Annotated in this window: 13 protein-coding genes; 10 read left to right on the top strand and 3 right to left on the bottom strand. The window is 56.8% G+C overall.

All coding sequences use genetic code 11. From position 1 onward, the window contains the following. The first annotated feature begins 77 nt into the window (after positions 1 to 77). The 9 genes from argE (at position 78) to LB462_RS17345 (ending at position 10,050) form a co-directional block, all read left to right on the top strand. Entirely contained in the window at positions 78 to 1,229 is a 1,152-nt protein-coding gene (gene argE / locus LB462_RS17385) for an acetylornithine deacetylase (RefSeq protein ID WP_224510642.1), read from the top strand. 143 nt (positions 1,230 to 1,372) lie between these two features. Further along, positions 1,373 to 2,116 carry a class II aldolase and adducin N-terminal domain-containing protein gene (locus tag LB462_RS17380; protein ID WP_224510640.1) on the top strand — a complete coding sequence of 248 codons (744 nt, stop codon included), beginning with the start codon at positions 1,373 to 1,375 and terminating at the stop codon, positions 2,114 to 2,116. A 221-nt stretch (positions 2,117 to 2,337) separates the two neighbouring features. Beyond that, complete coding sequence (locus tag LB462_RS17375) at positions 2,338 to 3,861, top strand: 4-hydroxyphenylacetate 3-hydroxylase family protein (protein ID WP_224510638.1); 1,524 nt, start codon at positions 2,338 to 2,340, stop codon at positions 3,859 to 3,861. Between the two features lie 36 nt (positions 3,862 to 3,897). Continuing rightward, positions 3,898 to 4,455 (top strand): flavin reductase family protein, encoded by a 558-nt coding sequence (locus LB462_RS17370; RefSeq protein ID WP_224510636.1) that lies wholly within the window; start codon positions 3,898 to 3,900, stop codon positions 4,453 to 4,455. An 11-nt stretch (positions 4,456 to 4,466) separates the two neighbouring features. Then, on the top strand, positions 4,467 to 4,895 hold the full coding sequence (locus LB462_RS17365) for a RidA family protein (protein ID WP_224510634.1): 429 nt from the start codon (positions 4,467 to 4,469) through the stop codon (positions 4,893 to 4,895). After that, positions 4,892 to 5,566, top strand: a complete 675-nt coding sequence (locus tag LB462_RS17360) for a DUF1028 domain-containing protein (protein WP_224510633.1) — start codon at positions 4,892 to 4,894, stop codon at positions 5,564 to 5,566. The genes LB462_RS17365 and LB462_RS17360 overlap by 4 nt, the downstream gene beginning before the upstream one ends. 366 nt (positions 5,567 to 5,932) lie before the next feature. Beyond that, positions 5,933 to 7,024, top strand: coding sequence for an ABC transporter ATP-binding protein (locus LB462_RS17355; RefSeq protein ID WP_224510631.1), 1,092 nt, complete (start codon positions 5,933 to 5,935; stop codon positions 7,022 to 7,024). A gap of 81 nt (positions 7,025 to 7,105) precedes the next feature. Next, positions 7,106 to 8,170: an ABC transporter substrate-binding protein gene (locus tag LB462_RS17350; protein ID WP_224510629.1), complete on the top strand. Its 1,065-nt coding sequence runs from the start codon at positions 7,106 to 7,108 to the stop codon at positions 8,168 to 8,170. 122 nt (positions 8,171 to 8,292) lie between these two features. Then, the gene (locus LB462_RS17345; protein WP_224510627.1) at positions 8,293 to 10,050 is read left to right on the top strand and encodes an ABC transporter permease subunit; all 1,758 of its coding nucleotides are present in this window, start codon (positions 8,293 to 8,295) and stop codon (positions 10,048 to 10,050) included. Positions 10,051 to 10,154: 104 nt separating this feature from the next. Here LB462_RS17345 and LB462_RS17340 read toward each other — a convergent pair whose 3' ends face one another. Then, entirely contained in the window at positions 10,155 to 10,937 is a 783-nt protein-coding gene (locus LB462_RS17340) for an SDR family oxidoreductase (protein WP_224510624.1), read from the bottom strand. An 18-nt stretch (positions 10,938 to 10,955) separates the two neighbouring features. After that, entirely contained in the window at positions 10,956 to 12,182 is a 1,227-nt protein-coding gene (locus LB462_RS17335) for a glutamine amidotransferase-related protein (RefSeq protein ID WP_224510622.1), read from the bottom strand. A 165-nt stretch (positions 12,183 to 12,347) separates the two neighbouring features. Here LB462_RS17335 and LB462_RS17330 point away from each other — a divergent pair, with 165 nt between their 5' ends. Beyond that, a complete protein-coding gene (locus LB462_RS17330; RefSeq protein ID WP_224510620.1) occupies positions 12,348 to 13,565 on the top strand; it encodes a pyridoxal phosphate-dependent aminotransferase in 1,218 nt (405 codons plus the stop codon). Between the two features lie 77 nt (positions 13,566 to 13,642). On the opposite strand, the gene LB462_RS17325 is transcribed toward LB462_RS17330, so the two are convergent. Continuing rightward, on the bottom strand, positions 13,643 to 14,566 hold the full coding sequence (locus tag LB462_RS17325) for a dihydrodipicolinate synthase family protein (protein ID WP_224510617.1): 924 nt from the start codon (positions 14,564 to 14,566) through the stop codon (positions 13,643 to 13,645). Positions 14,567 to 14,582: the final 16 nt, after the last annotated feature.

Below are 14,582 nucleotides of genomic sequence, written 5' to 3'. Positions count from 1 at the left end.
TTTCTAATTTCGGAGCGACATGGCCGGTGAGATAATCTTACACCGCTCCATCCATAGTCTGATCTCGCAGGAAAATCGTGCAAACACTGGAAGTTCTTGATCGGCTCGTGGCATTCCCGACGGTCAGCGCCGACACAAACCTACCCCTTATCAACTTTATTCGATCATATTTGACCGGGTGTGGCTTCGAATGTCGCTTGCTTGCGGATGAGACTGGCAGAAAGGCAAGCCTATTTGCAACGATTGGTCCAAACACGGGAAATGGCATCATCCTGTCAGGCCACACGGACGTGGTTCCGGTGTCCGGACAGGATTGGTCGACGAACCCGTTTGCCCTGGTTCAGGATAACGACCGTGTGTTCGGGCGGGGAACGACAGATATGAAAGGTTTCCTCGCTGCAGCGCTGGCTGCAGCGGCAAAGGTGCGCCAGGCTTCGCTTTCCCGGCCACTTCATCTCGCTTTTTCCTATGACGAGGAGATCGGTTGCGTCGGTATCCGACCTTTGCTTGAAGATCTTGCGGGCAGAAAGTTCAAGGCTGCCTTGTGTATCGTAGGCGAACCGACGTCGATGCAGGTCGTCACGGGCCACAAAGGGAAGGTGAGCGCACGCGCCCATTGCCAAGGTGTGGGTGGTCATTCCTCGATGGCACCGAACTACCTCAATGCTATCCATCTGGCTTGTGATTTTGTCGGAAAGATGCGTGCTCGACAGTGGGACCTTGAAGAGTCGGGCGTGCGGGACAGTAACTATGATATTCCCTATACAACCATCCACGCCGGCATAATCAGCGGCGGCAAAACACTCAATATCGTGGCCGACAAGGCGTTTGTGGATTTCGAGATACGCAATGTCGCGCAGGACGATCCGGGCCGGATCCTTGACCAATTGCGAGAGGATGCCCAAACCACAGTAGATATCATGCAACCTTCGTTTCCCGCGGCGCATATTGAAATCGAAGTTCTGAATTCTTATCCTGGTCTCCTTGTCCAGGAAACCGATCCGGTGGTCTCGTCGGTGGCTCGGCTCGCGAAAGCTGGGGCGACTGCCAAGGTTTCCTTCGGAACTGAGGCTGGACTTTTTGCATCCATGCTTGAAATTCCGACTGTTGTCCTGGGTCCAGGCTCAATGGCTCAAGGGCATACCCCAAACGAATTCATCATGCTGGAACAACTTGCAAAATGCGATGCCATGATGGATCGCCTGATCGCAAGTCTCTGCGAAACCTGACGACACAAGGGGCACATTCACCTCAGATGCTCGACCCCTGTTTCCTTAGGGTCGAACTAAGCAGAGCTCTTGAATTTCATATTTTACAACGACCGGACGGAACTGATGTAGTCCTGCAGGACCAAGCCTAGAAGAGGGATGACATGGACCAGATTGCAAGAACACCAGACGAACAGCAGCTCCGGATCGATCTGGCCGCATTGTTTCGGATTGTCGCCAAGCTTGGCCTGCATGAAGCAGTGGCCAATCATTTCAGTGCAGCCGTTTCCGGCGACGGCAAGAAATTCCTGCTGAACCCCAAATGGCGCCATTTCTCGAGAATTAAGGCAAGCGATTTGCTCCTGCTCGACGCTGACGATGCGGATGCCAAATCCCGACCGGACATCGATCCGACCGCTTGGTCAATTCACGGCCAGATCCACAGGTTGATGCCGCAGGCGCGCGTTGCGATGCACCTGCACCCGCCTTTCACGACAACGATTGCGTCCCTCAAGGATCCAGAGATCAAGCCGATCGACCAGAACACTGCACGCTACTTTAACCGGATGGCCGTCGACACGATGTACGGCGGCATGGCGGATACCGAGGCTGAGGGCGCGCGCATCGCTGGTTTGTTAGGCAACCGGTCTCGGTTGATGATGGGCAATCACGGGGTTATGGTCGTCGCAAGCACGGTCGGTGAAGCGTTTGACGATATGTACACGATCGAACGCGCCTGTCAGATCCTTGTTCAGGCATATTCAACGGGCCAACCTCTCAACGTTCTGGACGACGATATCGCGGAGAGAACAGCTCAGGATTGGGAGGGTATTTCGGATTTCTCAATCGCCCATTTTGAGGAAATGAAACTAATCCTCGACAGCGAAGACCCTTCCTACAGAGACTGAGCTATTCAACCCGATACATCCATTTCCCGCTCCGCGACTGCGCATCGTCGCGGAGCGTTGTTTTTATGTTTGTCGGTTGAAAGACGATGGCGACAGCATGCACTGAATTGGAATCAACTAACCAAAGGCCCGGAAACTATTATTTTCCAAGGTCGGCAAGAACCGCAATAGTCCTGGCAATTGCTTCGGAGCGAAGCGACGAACATGACCAAGGATATGAGATGATCAGAACCGGTGAGGAATATAGGGCATCTATTCAGGATGGCCGCGAGGTCTACGTGAATGGTGAGCGCGTCAAGGACGTGACGTCCCATCCGATGTTCAAACCGCTGGTCGATATCCGGGCCCGGATCTATGACATGCAGCATGACGAGCAGACCCGTCATGTAATGGCCTATGAGGAAGACGGCGAATGGAATGCGGTTGCCAACAAGCTGCCGCTGACACAGGGCGATTGGTGGGACAAGCGACGCGCAACCGACACTGTTCTCGAGGATATCGGAGGTATCGTCACCCGCGTCGGCGACGAGACTGTTGGCGAAATGTGGTCACTGTTCGATGGTCAGGATCTGCTCAATGAGGTGGACCCTCAGTTCTCCGCCAATATCCGGACCCATATCGCCAAGGTACTCAGGGCCGACCCTTTCCATGTGTCGGCAAATACCGACCCAAAAGGCGACCGTTCGAAGCCGCCGCAGGAGCAAGACCCCGATATGCTCTTGCACGTCGTCAAGGAGGTCGATGCGGGGATTATCGTTCGTGGCGCGAAATATGAAACGGCTGCCGCCTATGCCAATCAGGCTTTCACCAAGCCGACAATCGCCAATTGGGGCAATGCCGCCTATTCGGATTACGCAGTTGGCTTTATTTGCGAACTTGGCTCGCCCGGTCTCAAGTATATTTGCCGCACCGGATTTGCGGGACGCGCACCCGCCGACGACTATCCGCTCTCCAACAAATTTGACGAAGTTGATACGCTGGTCATTTTCGACGACGTTCTGATCCCGTGGGAGAACGTGCTCTTCTATCGACACACCAAGGCCGCAGCTTTCATCCGCGCGACACTGCATCGCTATTCGGCTTTCGCCTTCGTTCAGCGAAATCTCAAGCTCGCGGACATGATGATAGGCGCCGCTCTATTCAATGCGCGTCAGACAGGACTCGATAAGCAGCAGGCTGTTCAGGAAAAGCTGTCCACGCTCGCCGTCTACCGCGAAGGGATCAACGCGCACCTGACGGCAGCGATATCACTTCCCGAGCGCAGCCCTGGTGGCTTGATGATGCCCAACCAGTCGCTGCTCTACACGGGCCGCGTTCTAGCCTGCTCCCAGCTCCATGAGATGATGCACATCACACGTGAATTGTGCGGCGGACAGATCTGCGTCACACCGGACAAGGCGTCGTTCGATGCACCGGAAACCGCACCATGGCTCAACAAATTCTATTCAGTGAATGAGAACTGGGTAGCGGACGACCGCCGCAGGCTGCTCGCTTTTGCGCGCGACATGCTGAACTCCGATTATGCCGGCCATCGCCTGACATTCCAGCTCTTTGCCCAATCCCCGCCTTTCGCCCATCTCGCAGCCGTTCATCGCAATTTCGATTGGGACGGCCCGCTCGATTTCGTCAGGAAGGCGGCAGGGCTGTCGGACAGGGTCCTTGGCAAAACCGACCACGCCTCCGGAGACAAAGCAGTCAGCCAGTGGTTCAGCAAGGATGCCGCCGTCCGTACAGCTGCGGAATAACCCTTCGATTTCGACCCCATCTTCAGGAGTTCAATCATGGAAAACGCATCGTTAGCTGCTCTGGACATCCGCAGCGCATTCCTTAACGGTATGACCCTGACGGCCTGCACCGTCAATATCGTCACCACGGATGGAGCGGCCGGTCGATTCGGTGCAACCGTATCATCCATGTCGTCGGTGTCGGCGGATGGCGAGCGCCCGACGCTTTTGATCTGCATGCATCACAAGGTTTCGGCGGCACCCGCCATCATTGAGAATCGTTACTTCTGCGTCAATGTTCTCAGAGATAGGCAGGCAATGATTTCCGACAGCTTTGCCGGACGCGTGGCACTGCCCAACGGTGACAAATTTGCCAGCACGCGCTGGAAAATCAGCAACAATGGCCAACCGCGGATAGAAGATGCTTTGGTCACCTTTGATTGCCGGCTTCAGAGCAGCCTGCAGGTTGGTACGCATTTCGTTTTCATCGGCGAGGTCATGGATGTCGAGGCTGCAGAAAGCGGCTCACCACTCATCTACTCCAACCGAGCGTATGGCACCCTTGGACGTCTGCCCGAAAGCGGATCTCCCGTAACAGCAAATCATCGTGTTTAGGAAAATCCCCTATGGTCGTTCATAAGAGAATCCGTTCGTTCAATACCAAGGATACCTATCCCGAACAGCAGCTCGACAATGATTTGTGCCAAACGGTGGTGGCGCGCGGAACCATGGTGTTCGTGAGGGGGCAGATCGGACAGAATCTCGATACCTCCGAAAGTGTCGCGATCGGTGATGCCGCCGGACAGGCCGAGCAGGCGATGTCCAACATCAAGATGCTGCTGGACGAAGCGGGCTCGAAACTCGAGCATATCGCCAAGATCACGATCTACATCATCGATCCTCGTTACCGCGAGGCGGTCTACAGAGTCGTCGGCAGATGGCTTAAAGGCGTCTTTCCAGTCTCGACCGGTATCGTTGTTTCCGCTCTTGCGCGGCCTGAATGGGTCGTCGAGATCGACGCCATCGCCGTTATTCCCGACGAGGTCAAGCGATGACTTTCTCGATTGCAGCGAGATGTCCCCACAGCGGAATGTTAGGAATTGCGATATCGTCGTCTTCGCCGGCCGTTGCCGCGCGTTGTGCCCATGCGAAGGCCGGCATCGGCGTTGTGGCAAGCCAGAACGTGACGGATCCAGCTCTCGGGCAGAGAGGGCTTGCACTAATGGAACGCGGGTTATCGGCTCGTGCAGCGCTGGCCGATTTGCTCTCTGGCTATCCAACGGCAGAATGGCGCCAGCTCGCCATCGTTGATCGCCACGGGAAAACGGCGGTCTTTTCCGGCGAGCGGACGCTTGGTGTCCACGCCGCCGTCGAGGGAGATAATGCAGTTGCTGCCGGCAATCTTCTTGCCTCCAAGCTTGTCCCCCAAAGGATGCTGGAGGCACTTCAGGCGTCATCGGGACATCTTGGTGACCGCCTGCTTGCCGCAATGGCTGCCGGGCTCGCCGCAGGAGGCGAAGCAGGACCAGTTCATTCCGCGGGTCTTTATCTGGTCCAGGATGTGTCTTGGCCCGTTGCAGATCTACGCGTTGACTGGACGGACGGATGTCCGATCGAAGAGCTCTCCGCACTTTGGGGAATCTACAAGCCGCAGATTGAAGATTACGTCCGGCGTGCGATCGATCCAACGGCAGCACCCAGCTATGGTGTGCCGGGCGACGAATGAGAGACTGCAGGCGTTTATAGCCGCCCCAACAGTTCCCATCATCCTGATGAAGAACAATTCTCTGTAATGACTTGATACGGCCGGGGGACTGGCATGACGCTTGCTTACGTATTTGTGCACACCGTGTTTCGGCGGCTGATTGGACAACCTTGATGCAAACGAAAATGTCCCTCCGCCGAATTGCTTAATTTATGGTCGCCGCCTCATGATTAGGCATCATCTAACCATTGGGCTCGAATTTGATAATTTACTAAGGGCGGCACAAGGGGCTTACTGACCGCAGCGATAGTTCTCGGATCGGTGCGCAGCTAGACGAGAGGGCATCAGATGCAAGCAATGCGGTCCGGAGACAGATAGATAATGCACATGCCTGGCAACATTGTCGCTACATCTTCTGCTACCGGGAAATCAGGTGCAGAAATCAAATTGCATGCCCAAGGCCTATCTAAAAGCTATGGCACCTCTGTGGCGCTGCACCCAATCGAATTAAAGATTCGATCGGGGGAGTTGCTGACCCTGCTTGGCCCGTCCGGCTCGGGAAAGACCACCCTCCTCCAGCTCATTTGTGGCCTTGTTGAGCCGACGAATGGACGCCTTGTCATCGATGGCAAAGATCACACCGAAACAACCGCTAACAAGCGAGATATCGGTGTAGTGTTCCAGAACTATGCGCTCTTTCCGCATCTGACGGTGCAGGAAAACGTCGCATTTCCACTGCAAATGCGGAAACTTGATGCCGCACTCATCCGAACCAAGGTGCAGAACGCACTTGCCATGGTCGGTCTCGTGGAGTTCGAGAAACGGTTTCCGCTTGAACTGTCCGGTGGCCAGCAGCAACGCGTCGCCTTGGCCCGATGTCTGGTTTATGAACCCTCGATCATCTTGATGGACGAGTCCCTGTCCGCTCTGGATCGCAAGTTACGCGAAACCATGCAGATCGAGATCAAGCGGATCCACCGCGAGACGAAATCAACGATCGTGTTCGTGACACATGACCAGGAGGAGGCGCTCGCGCTTTCGGACCGTATCTGCCTGATGAATGCCGGCCGGATCGAGCAGCTCGGAACGCCTGAGGAGATCTATGAGCGGCCGGCCAGTACATTTGCTGCAGAGTTCATCGGGATCACCAATCTCTTGCGCGGACATGTTGAGGGCATGACACTGGTCACTGCTGAGGGGGTCCTGCCTCTACCGCCCAGCTGTCGGGCAAGCAACGGTGAACGTGGCGCTCTCATCATACGCCCAGAACAGATGAGCCTCGTGGCGGCGGGCAACTGCTTTCTCTCCGGTTGTGTCACGGAATCGATCTATGCGGGATCTGAGACCCGGGTCCTGATTGCGCTTCGTAGCGGGGCTGTCTTCACCGTTCGGCGGCAGGCCGGTCAGCAGTTACTTCAACTTGGAAGCGAAGTCGGCCTGAATTGGGAACCGCGACAATCGCAATATCTCAAGAGCTAGCAGCGCCCACCGGCTAGTCCGGACTGAATGGGAACAATCAACGACAAAATCAATAGACCACAAGAAAAGGGGAATAGCTTCATGTCAAAAACGATCAAGATAACGCGGCGCAACGTTCTGCAGGCAGGTGTTGCTGTTGGCGCTCTCGCCGTCCCGGCAATCTTCACCCGCGGTGCCTTCGCGGCGGAGCAGATCACTGTATCTGATGTCGGCGGCGCGCCTGGAGAGGCCATCAAGAAAGCCTTCTACGAACCCTTTGAGAAGGAGACCGGGATCAAGGTGGTGGGAGTTGCCCACGATCCGGACCCGGTCACTCAATTCAAGCTGCTGGTTGATACAAAATCCTACATATGGGACGTATCGATGGTCACACCTGACCATGTCGTTCGGCTGACGAACGAAAAGAACTATCTCGCGCCACTCGGCATATCCGAAGCCGACGGCAAGGATATCCTTCCGGGCATGCTGACATCGAACTGGCTTGGGTTTTCTGTCTTCGCAATCGCGATGGCCTATCGCACGGATAAGTTCGACGGCAAGGACCCGCAAAGCTGGCCGGATTTCTGGGATGTCGAAAAATTCCCCGGCCGTCGTGCGCTCTACAAGGACCCTTGGGGTCTTCTTGAAGTCGCGCTGCTTGCTGATGGCGTCAAGCCCGCAGATATCTATCCGATCGATGTGGACCGCGCATTTGCCTCGCTTGAAAAGATCCGCGAACATGTGAATGTCTGGTGGACAAGCGGTGCCCAGAATACACAGATCCTCCAGAACGGCGAAGTTGACATGTCAGACACCTGGTCTGCACGTGCTTATGCGGCTATTGCCGGCGGCGCACCGTTGAAGATTCTCTTCCAAGGCTGCTACAGCGTCGACGGCTGGTCCATCCCCGAGGGCACACCTCGTCTCGCACTGGCGCAGCAGTTTGTAAAATTCTGCATGCAGCCAGAGCACCAGGCCGCGTATTCCACCATAGTTGCCAATGGGCCTTCCAACAGCAAAGCCTTCAACTTCCTCTCTGCAGAGCGCGCCGCGGTTCTGCCGACTGCACCCGACAACATCAAGAGCCTCTTCGAAATGAACACCGCTTGGTGGGGCAAGAATTATGACGCGATGGCTGAAAGGATGCAGGAATTCCTCCTGCAGTAGTCCCCGAATAGTCGGGCCGGAAGATCTGAACCCACGCTTCCCGCGGCACCAATCGACATGCGATCAGCCGGGTGGCACGAGTTACCGCCCGGCACCGCGTCCGAAAAGTGAGTGAACAACAAATGGCAGACCTCGCGATAGCGGCCCCAGCGTCAAATCATACGTCGCGGAGAGGCAGTGCATTCTGGCTGGTGGTACCCGGAATTGTCTTTCTGCTCGCATTTTTCCTTCTGCCCACTTTGCAGATGATGTCTATCAGCTTCGTTGAGAGAGCAACCGGCGACTTTGGAGTATCAGCCTATGTGAAGCTTTTCGGGTCGAAGGTTTATTCCCGCGTCTTGGGAACAACGTTCATGATCGCCTTCCAGGTGACGGTACTCTGCCTGCTCTTGGGATATCCCCTCGCCTACTGGCTTTCGCAGCAGCCGGCACGCCGCCAGCGGATAGCGCTGATGTTCATCCTGCTTCCCTTCTGGACAAGTCCGCTGGTCCTCAATTTCTCATGGCTGGTTCTGCTTGGCCGCAATGGTGTCGTCGCACTGGTCATGTCGAACCTCGGCTTACCTGGCGGCGATGATCTGCTCTTCAGCCGCACTACGGTTCTCTTCGCCATGATTCATACGATGCTGCCATTGACCGTCGTCACCATGCTGCCGGTAATGAACACCGTCGACAAGCGCCTCACCATGGCAGCCATGACGCTTGGCGCCAGCGCGCCACAGGCATTCTGGCAAATCTATCTGCCCCTGTGCATGCGTGGCGTTGCCACGGCCGGTCTACTGGTGTTCATCTCCGCCCTCGGCTTCTTCATCACGCCGGCCCTGGTTGGCGGCCGGCAGGAAACGATGATCAGCCAGTTGATCATCACGCAGATACAGCAGTTGCAGAACTGGCAGCTTGGAAGTGCGCTGGCGGTCGTGCTTATTGCCGCTGCACTACTCACCATTTTTCTTTATGATCGTATCTTTGGTCTTTCAACGATGTCCGGTGGACAAACGGCCGGATCGGCCGAGGGCAAATTGAGACTTTTCGGTATCGCTTTGACCAAGAGGGTCGGTGGGTTCTTCTCCAGGGTAGGAGAAGTATATGGCCGGACTATACGGGGATTGCCAGCAAGGAAGCTGCTTTCCGCCTATTGCACGCTGGTTATCGCCATCCTGCTCTTCCCGATCATCGCCTTTATCCCGATGGCGTTCACAGAAGGCTCATTCCTGTCTTTTCCGCCAAAAGGTCTTGGCATCCGCTGGTTCGAGGCCTACGCAGCCTCGCCGCTCTGGGTGTCAGCGACACTACGGTCGTTCGCGATCGGCATCGTCGCAGCAGCATTGACGCTGGTTATCGCCTCTTTTGCCGCTTTCGCGCTTGCCAAATCCAGCAGCAGACTTGCCGGCTTCGCTTTTCTGCTTTTCATGGCGCCGATGGTAGTCCCGCCCATCGTAATTGCAATTTCACTCTTTTATCTTTTTGCACAGCTGCAACTGATCGCGACGGATATCTCGATTGTCATTGGCCACACTGTTATTGCCATGCCAATCGTATTTGTTATTCTTTTGGCTACCTTCAAGGGTCATGACTGGCGATTGGATCAGGTCGCGTCGACGCTCGGGGCCAATCGGTTCCAGGTGGTGCGCCGTGTTACACTTCCGCTGGTACGGAGCGGTGTTGTCGTTGGATTTGTCACCGGTTTCCTGCAATCTTTTCAGGAACTCACAGTCGCGATCTTTCTGGGTGGTGGCCTGAAGACGACCCTTCCAAAGCAAATGTGGGATGACATTACACTGCAAGTGAACCCTACCCTCGCGGCCGCAGCGGTGGTCGTGCTTCTGATCGTTATCATCATGTTTGTCATCATCGAATGCATGCAGCCGCGCCGCACATGAGACCAGCTCCGTGTCGGAAATATTGGGTCTGGCCTGATCGGTCATTCACGCCCTGAGCCAGACGCGTTCGTCTACCCCGGTGGTCGCTACCATTCTGCGGGAGATCACACGCTCCGAACCATCCCGCCGTCGACACGCAAGGTCGTGCCGGTGATGTAACTGGCTCGCTCGCTGGCAAGAAACGCAACGGCATCTGCGAACTCCTCCGGTCTTCCGTACCGCCCGATTGGTATCGCTGCGCGGGACGACTCGGCGATCGCATCCTGCGTCGTTCCGGTTCTGTCCGCCGCCGCCTTGTCAAGCTGGTCAACCCGAGAGGTATGGATTCGGCCGGGGATGACGGAATTGACGGTAACCCCGTCTGATGCAACCTCGGCAGCCAGTGTTTTTGCCCAGCCAATAATCGAGAGACGGAGTGTGTTCGAGATGCCAAGATTCGCGATCGGCTGAACGACCCCGGATGAGACAATGTTGATGATACGCCCCCACGTTCTATCGCGCATGCCCGGCAGGATCGCGGTCGTGACGCGAAACGGGGCATTGACCATGGTATCGAATTGCTTGCGCCAGACATCGGCTGTAACTCCAGCAACCGGTCCGGGCGGTGGTCCGCCTCCGTTGTTGACAAGGATGTCGACCCTGTAATCAGTGATCCACGTCAACCACCTGTCGAGAGCATCAGAATCCGAAAAATCGACAACCTCGGTTCTCACCTCTTCACTGGTTTGAGCCCGGACGATTGCGGCAGCTGCCTCAAGGCGCTCGCCAGATCGCCCAACGAGAATGACCGACGCCCCCTCACCCGCGAGATTGCGTGCGACAGCGAGGCCCAGCCCCTGGCTGGAGCCGAGCACAAGCGCCGTGCGGCCCTTGATATTGAGATCCATGTCAAGATTTCCTTGTCTTCATTCCGTTCGTGGTTTGTGTTCTCGCGCTGCCACAAGAAATGCCGTCAACAGCGCGTGGGGCTTGCGATCGCTTGAACTCAGCTCTGGATGACCCTGCATACCGATGAAAAACGGGTGGTCGCGATCCTCGATCGCATCGACGATCGCCCCGCCGAAGCCCTCGGCTGACACCTGCATCCCCGCCAGCCGGAGGGCCGGAAGCAACTGCGGATCGAGCCGGAAGCGGTGGTTGTAACGAACCGGAGTTGTCATCGGCAGAATGAGCGACAGCTGCGTTCCGTCAACAACCCGTGTCATCCACTCCCCGGTTCTGTGGTCCGGAAGGGATTCGCCGTCTGGGCCACTTTGTCCCTCCAGCGGGACAAACGTCTTGATCGCCGCGTCGGGGTCGGCCTCAGCGAGGTTGGCGGTTCCCCTGCCAAAGGCGCGCCATGCGATCGCGGTCGCCATGGTCTGCATTCCAAGACAAAGACCGACTGTAGGTAGGCCGGAGGCGAGACTTGCAGCGGCGGCCTCGATCTGACCGGGAACGTTCTTCATCGCCGCCCCGCCGGGCAAAAGGATGCCGGAAAGGGTTTGCAATTCCGCACAATCGTTAGGCCCGGCAAGCGACATCGGATCGACGAACCGGATATCAAGATCCACCGAGAGTGCGTCGGCCGCATCGGCAAGACTGGCCAGGGCAGCGGGATAGACATCGCGGTGATCGCTCTCAGAGCCAATCAGTCCAATCTGCAGCGATGTCTGGCCGCCAACGGAGGAGCGATCGAAGGCCGTAATGCGCCCGAACGAATCCCGCCATGCGACTGGCAACCCCGTCCCGCGCTCGCGCAGAGCATTCCCGTCCCTTTCGATATGGATAGCCTCGACTCTGATTCCGGAATCGGCAGCCGATCGTGTGAGCAGACGGACAAGCACTGGAGTGTCGACAAATCGCGGATGAACTGGAACAACCACCTCTGCCTGCTTGGCGGCCGCCACGATGTCGTCGACGGTGGCCGCAGACGAAACGGGTTGCCCGTTCAGGCGTTCGAACCAGCAAAGACCGCTGGCCGCCAGCCCGCCTGCTGCGACAACGTGCTGGACCGCGTCGGCATGCTGACCGGTATCGAAACGTGCCGGCAGATGCATCATTCGGCACTGCCTCGCGGATGCCACAGCTGCGGCGGCGGCCCCGTAGAGAGCGGGCTCCGCAATATTGTGCTCGACCAGGAGAAGACCCATTCATCACTCCGAACCAGAATCGTCTTTGCTACATCAATATGAGCAATTACGAGATCTTCATGACCCCACTACACCATAAATTCCGCCAACGTTTGGTGATTTATAATTGCACAATATATATCAATTGATACAATGTAAAGAACGACGCAACACAGGAATTTGTCAATGCACCCACTGCTTGCCCCTCGAATGAGTCTCGTCGGCTCGTCGCCAACCGCGGAGATCTCCAATAAGGTACGTGCGCTTGCCGCCGCTGGACACAGCGTCATCAATCTCGGCGAAGGCGAACTCGATTTTGCAACGCCGGCTGCTGTCTGCGAGGCAGGCATCGCGGCAATCCGCAACGGTAACACGAAATATACCGCGGTAGCCGGTACGAGGGAACTTCGGGCAGCAATATGTAGAAAATTCACAACTGAAAACGGCCTGTCCTACGGGCCGTCGGAAGTCATTGCCGGAGCCGGAGCCAAGCAGCTCATCTTCAACGCTTTTCTCGCTACGCTCTCTGATGGCGATGAGGTTATCGTGCCAGCGCCCTATTGGGTCTCGTATCCCGACATGATCCGGCTCGCCGGCGGCGAACCTGTAGTCGTTTCCTGCCCAAGGGAAGACGGGTGGAAACTGACAGCGCAGGCGCTGCAGAACGCTCTCACGGAGCGGACCCGCTGGGTTGTTCTCAACTCTCCCAACAACCCGACCGGAGCGGTCTACAGTCCGGCAGAAATGAAAGCTCTGACGGATGTACTGCTACCTCATGATACCGTCCTCATTCTCGCCGACGACATTTACGAACACGTCCGGTACGACTGCGATTTCGCGACTCCAGCAGCCGTGGAGCCACAGCTGAGGCCACGCGTTCTAACGGTCAACGGATTGTCGAAAGGTTACTCGATGACGGGGTGGCGTGTCGGCTATGCCGGAGGCCCGGAATGGCTGATCGATGCCATGCAGATACTTCAATCCCAAAGTACGTCCAACCCAAGTTCGATCAGCCAGCAGGCGGCCATCGCGGCACTCGACGGTGGCACCAGCTTCATGACCGAATGGATGAAGGTACTGCGGGAACGCCGCGACATCGTCCTTGATTCGCTTCAGGGCCTGACTTGCCTTGATGCGGACGTTCCCGAAGGCGCGTTTTATGTCTTTGCCGATTGTTCGGGCCTCATCGGGAAATACCGCCCGGATGGCCGGATGATTTCCAGTGACCTGGATTTTGCGGCCTATCTGATCGAGGAAGTTCATGTGGGTGTGGTCCACGGCTCAGCCTTCGGCGCGCCCGGACACATTCGCATTGCCTACGCAATCGACACCGAAACATTGCGCACTGCCTGCGATCGTATTGTGGGGGCCTGCGGTAAACTTCGCGACCGCAGGGTCGCGTGAGCCAAGCACGCAGCAATAAAAAAGCGCCCCGCATGCGAATGCCGGGCGTTTTTCGTATGCGTTAGAAGAAAACGAACTTAGGCGGCGAGCGTCACCTTTGTCCGGGTATCACCGGCAAGGCTATCGAGAACAGCGGAAATCTCATTATGGACAGCTTCGTCGAGGTCCCGTAGCGGCTGCCTGACGGAGCCACCATCGAACCCGCGAAGGTTCATTGCAGCCTTCGTTGTCTGCGGCTGGCCGTGCTTGCGCGCGAGCGCACGGAATGGATACCAGAGCTGATGAAGGTCACGGGCCGCCGCAGCGTCGCCTTTCTCCAGTGCGCGGTACGTCGCGAGAATAAGTTCCGGCAATGCGCAGCTGTTCGTGGAGCTGATGCCATCAAACCCAGCCATAACCGGTCCGAGAAAAGCGAGATCCGAGGCGCAGAAAAGCCGAAGGCGACCACCAAGCCGATTGGCAATCTGATCTATCGCGGTCGGGTTCAAGTCACCCTGTTTGATACCGGCGACATTGCCGATGTCGGCGAGTTGTTCGAGCAGGGTTGGCGACAGGGTGATGCCGATGCCTGGTGCGTTGTAGACGAGAATACCCGTCTTCGACAGGGGCGCCATATCGCGGAAGAATGAGACGATCTGCCCGTCCGTGACTTCCGAAACGTAAGGCGGGGTCACCATAGGCAGGCCGCCGAGATCACCGGCGAGTTTCGTCAGATCGCGCACAACCCGGACATCGGAGTGGGCGCTGCACAGCATCACAGGGACGCGGTCGCCAACGACATCCATGACATGGCGGAAAACATCGGCCCGTTCCTCCGTCGACATCGCCGGAAACTCACCATACGTCCCACCAATGAGAACGCCGTCGAACCCCAGCCCGATGACTCGCTCGATGCTGCGGGAAAGCCCCGCGCGGTCGATCGCCCCGTCCTTGCTGAAGGGCGTAACGGTGATGTTGAAAATGCCCTTGAGCCGGGCCCGCGTTTCGCTGATGTCTTTCATTTTTCTTTCCCTTTCG

Source organism: Phyllobacterium chamaecytisi (genome assembly GCF_020164455.1).
Taxonomy (GTDB): Bacteria; Pseudomonadota; Alphaproteobacteria; order Rhizobiales; family Rhizobiaceae; genus Phyllobacterium; species Phyllobacterium chamaecytisi.
This window is presented reverse-complemented; position numbering and strand designations above follow the sequence as displayed.

Excerpts from the sequence above, each read along its gene's own strand:
- LB462_RS17380 (WP_224510640.1), top strand. The coding sequence starts at position 1,373 with ATGGACCAGATTGCAAGAACACCAGACGAACAGCAGCTCCGGATCGAT.
- LB462_RS17375 (WP_224510638.1), top strand. The coding sequence starts at position 2,338 with ATGATCAGAACCGGTGAGGAATATAGGGCATCTATTCAGGATGGCCGC.
- LB462_RS17370 (WP_224510636.1), top strand. The coding sequence starts at position 3,898 with ATGGAAAACGCATCGTTAGCTGCTCTGGACATCCGCAGCGCATTCCTT.
- LB462_RS17365 (WP_224510634.1), top strand. The coding sequence starts at position 4,467 with ATGGTCGTTCATAAGAGAATCCGTTCGTTCAATACCAAGGATACCTAT.
- LB462_RS17360 (WP_224510633.1), top strand. The coding sequence starts at position 4,892 with ATGACTTTCTCGATTGCAGCGAGATGTCCCCACAGCGGAATGTTAGGA.
- LB462_RS17355 (WP_224510631.1), top strand. The coding sequence starts at position 5,933 with ATGCCTGGCAACATTGTCGCTACATCTTCTGCTACCGGGAAATCAGGT.
- LB462_RS17350 (WP_224510629.1), top strand. The coding sequence starts at position 7,106 with ATGTCAAAAACGATCAAGATAACGCGGCGCAACGTTCTGCAGGCAGGT.
- LB462_RS17345 (WP_224510627.1), top strand. The coding sequence starts at position 8,293 with ATGGCAGACCTCGCGATAGCGGCCCCAGCGTCAAATCATACGTCGCGG.
- LB462_RS17340 (WP_224510624.1), bottom strand. The coding sequence starts at position 10,937 with ATGGATCTCAATATCAAGGGCCGCACGGCGCTTGTGCTCGGCTCCAGC.
- LB462_RS17335 (WP_224510622.1), bottom strand. The coding sequence starts at position 12,182 with ATGGGTCTTCTCCTGGTCGAGCACAATATTGCGGAGCCCGCTCTCTAC.
- LB462_RS17330 (WP_224510620.1), top strand. The coding sequence starts at position 12,348 with ATGCACCCACTGCTTGCCCCTCGAATGAGTCTCGTCGGCTCGTCGCCA.
- LB462_RS17325 (WP_224510617.1), bottom strand. The coding sequence starts at position 14,566 with ATGAAAGACATCAGCGAAACGCGGGCCCGGCTCAAGGGCATTTTCAAC.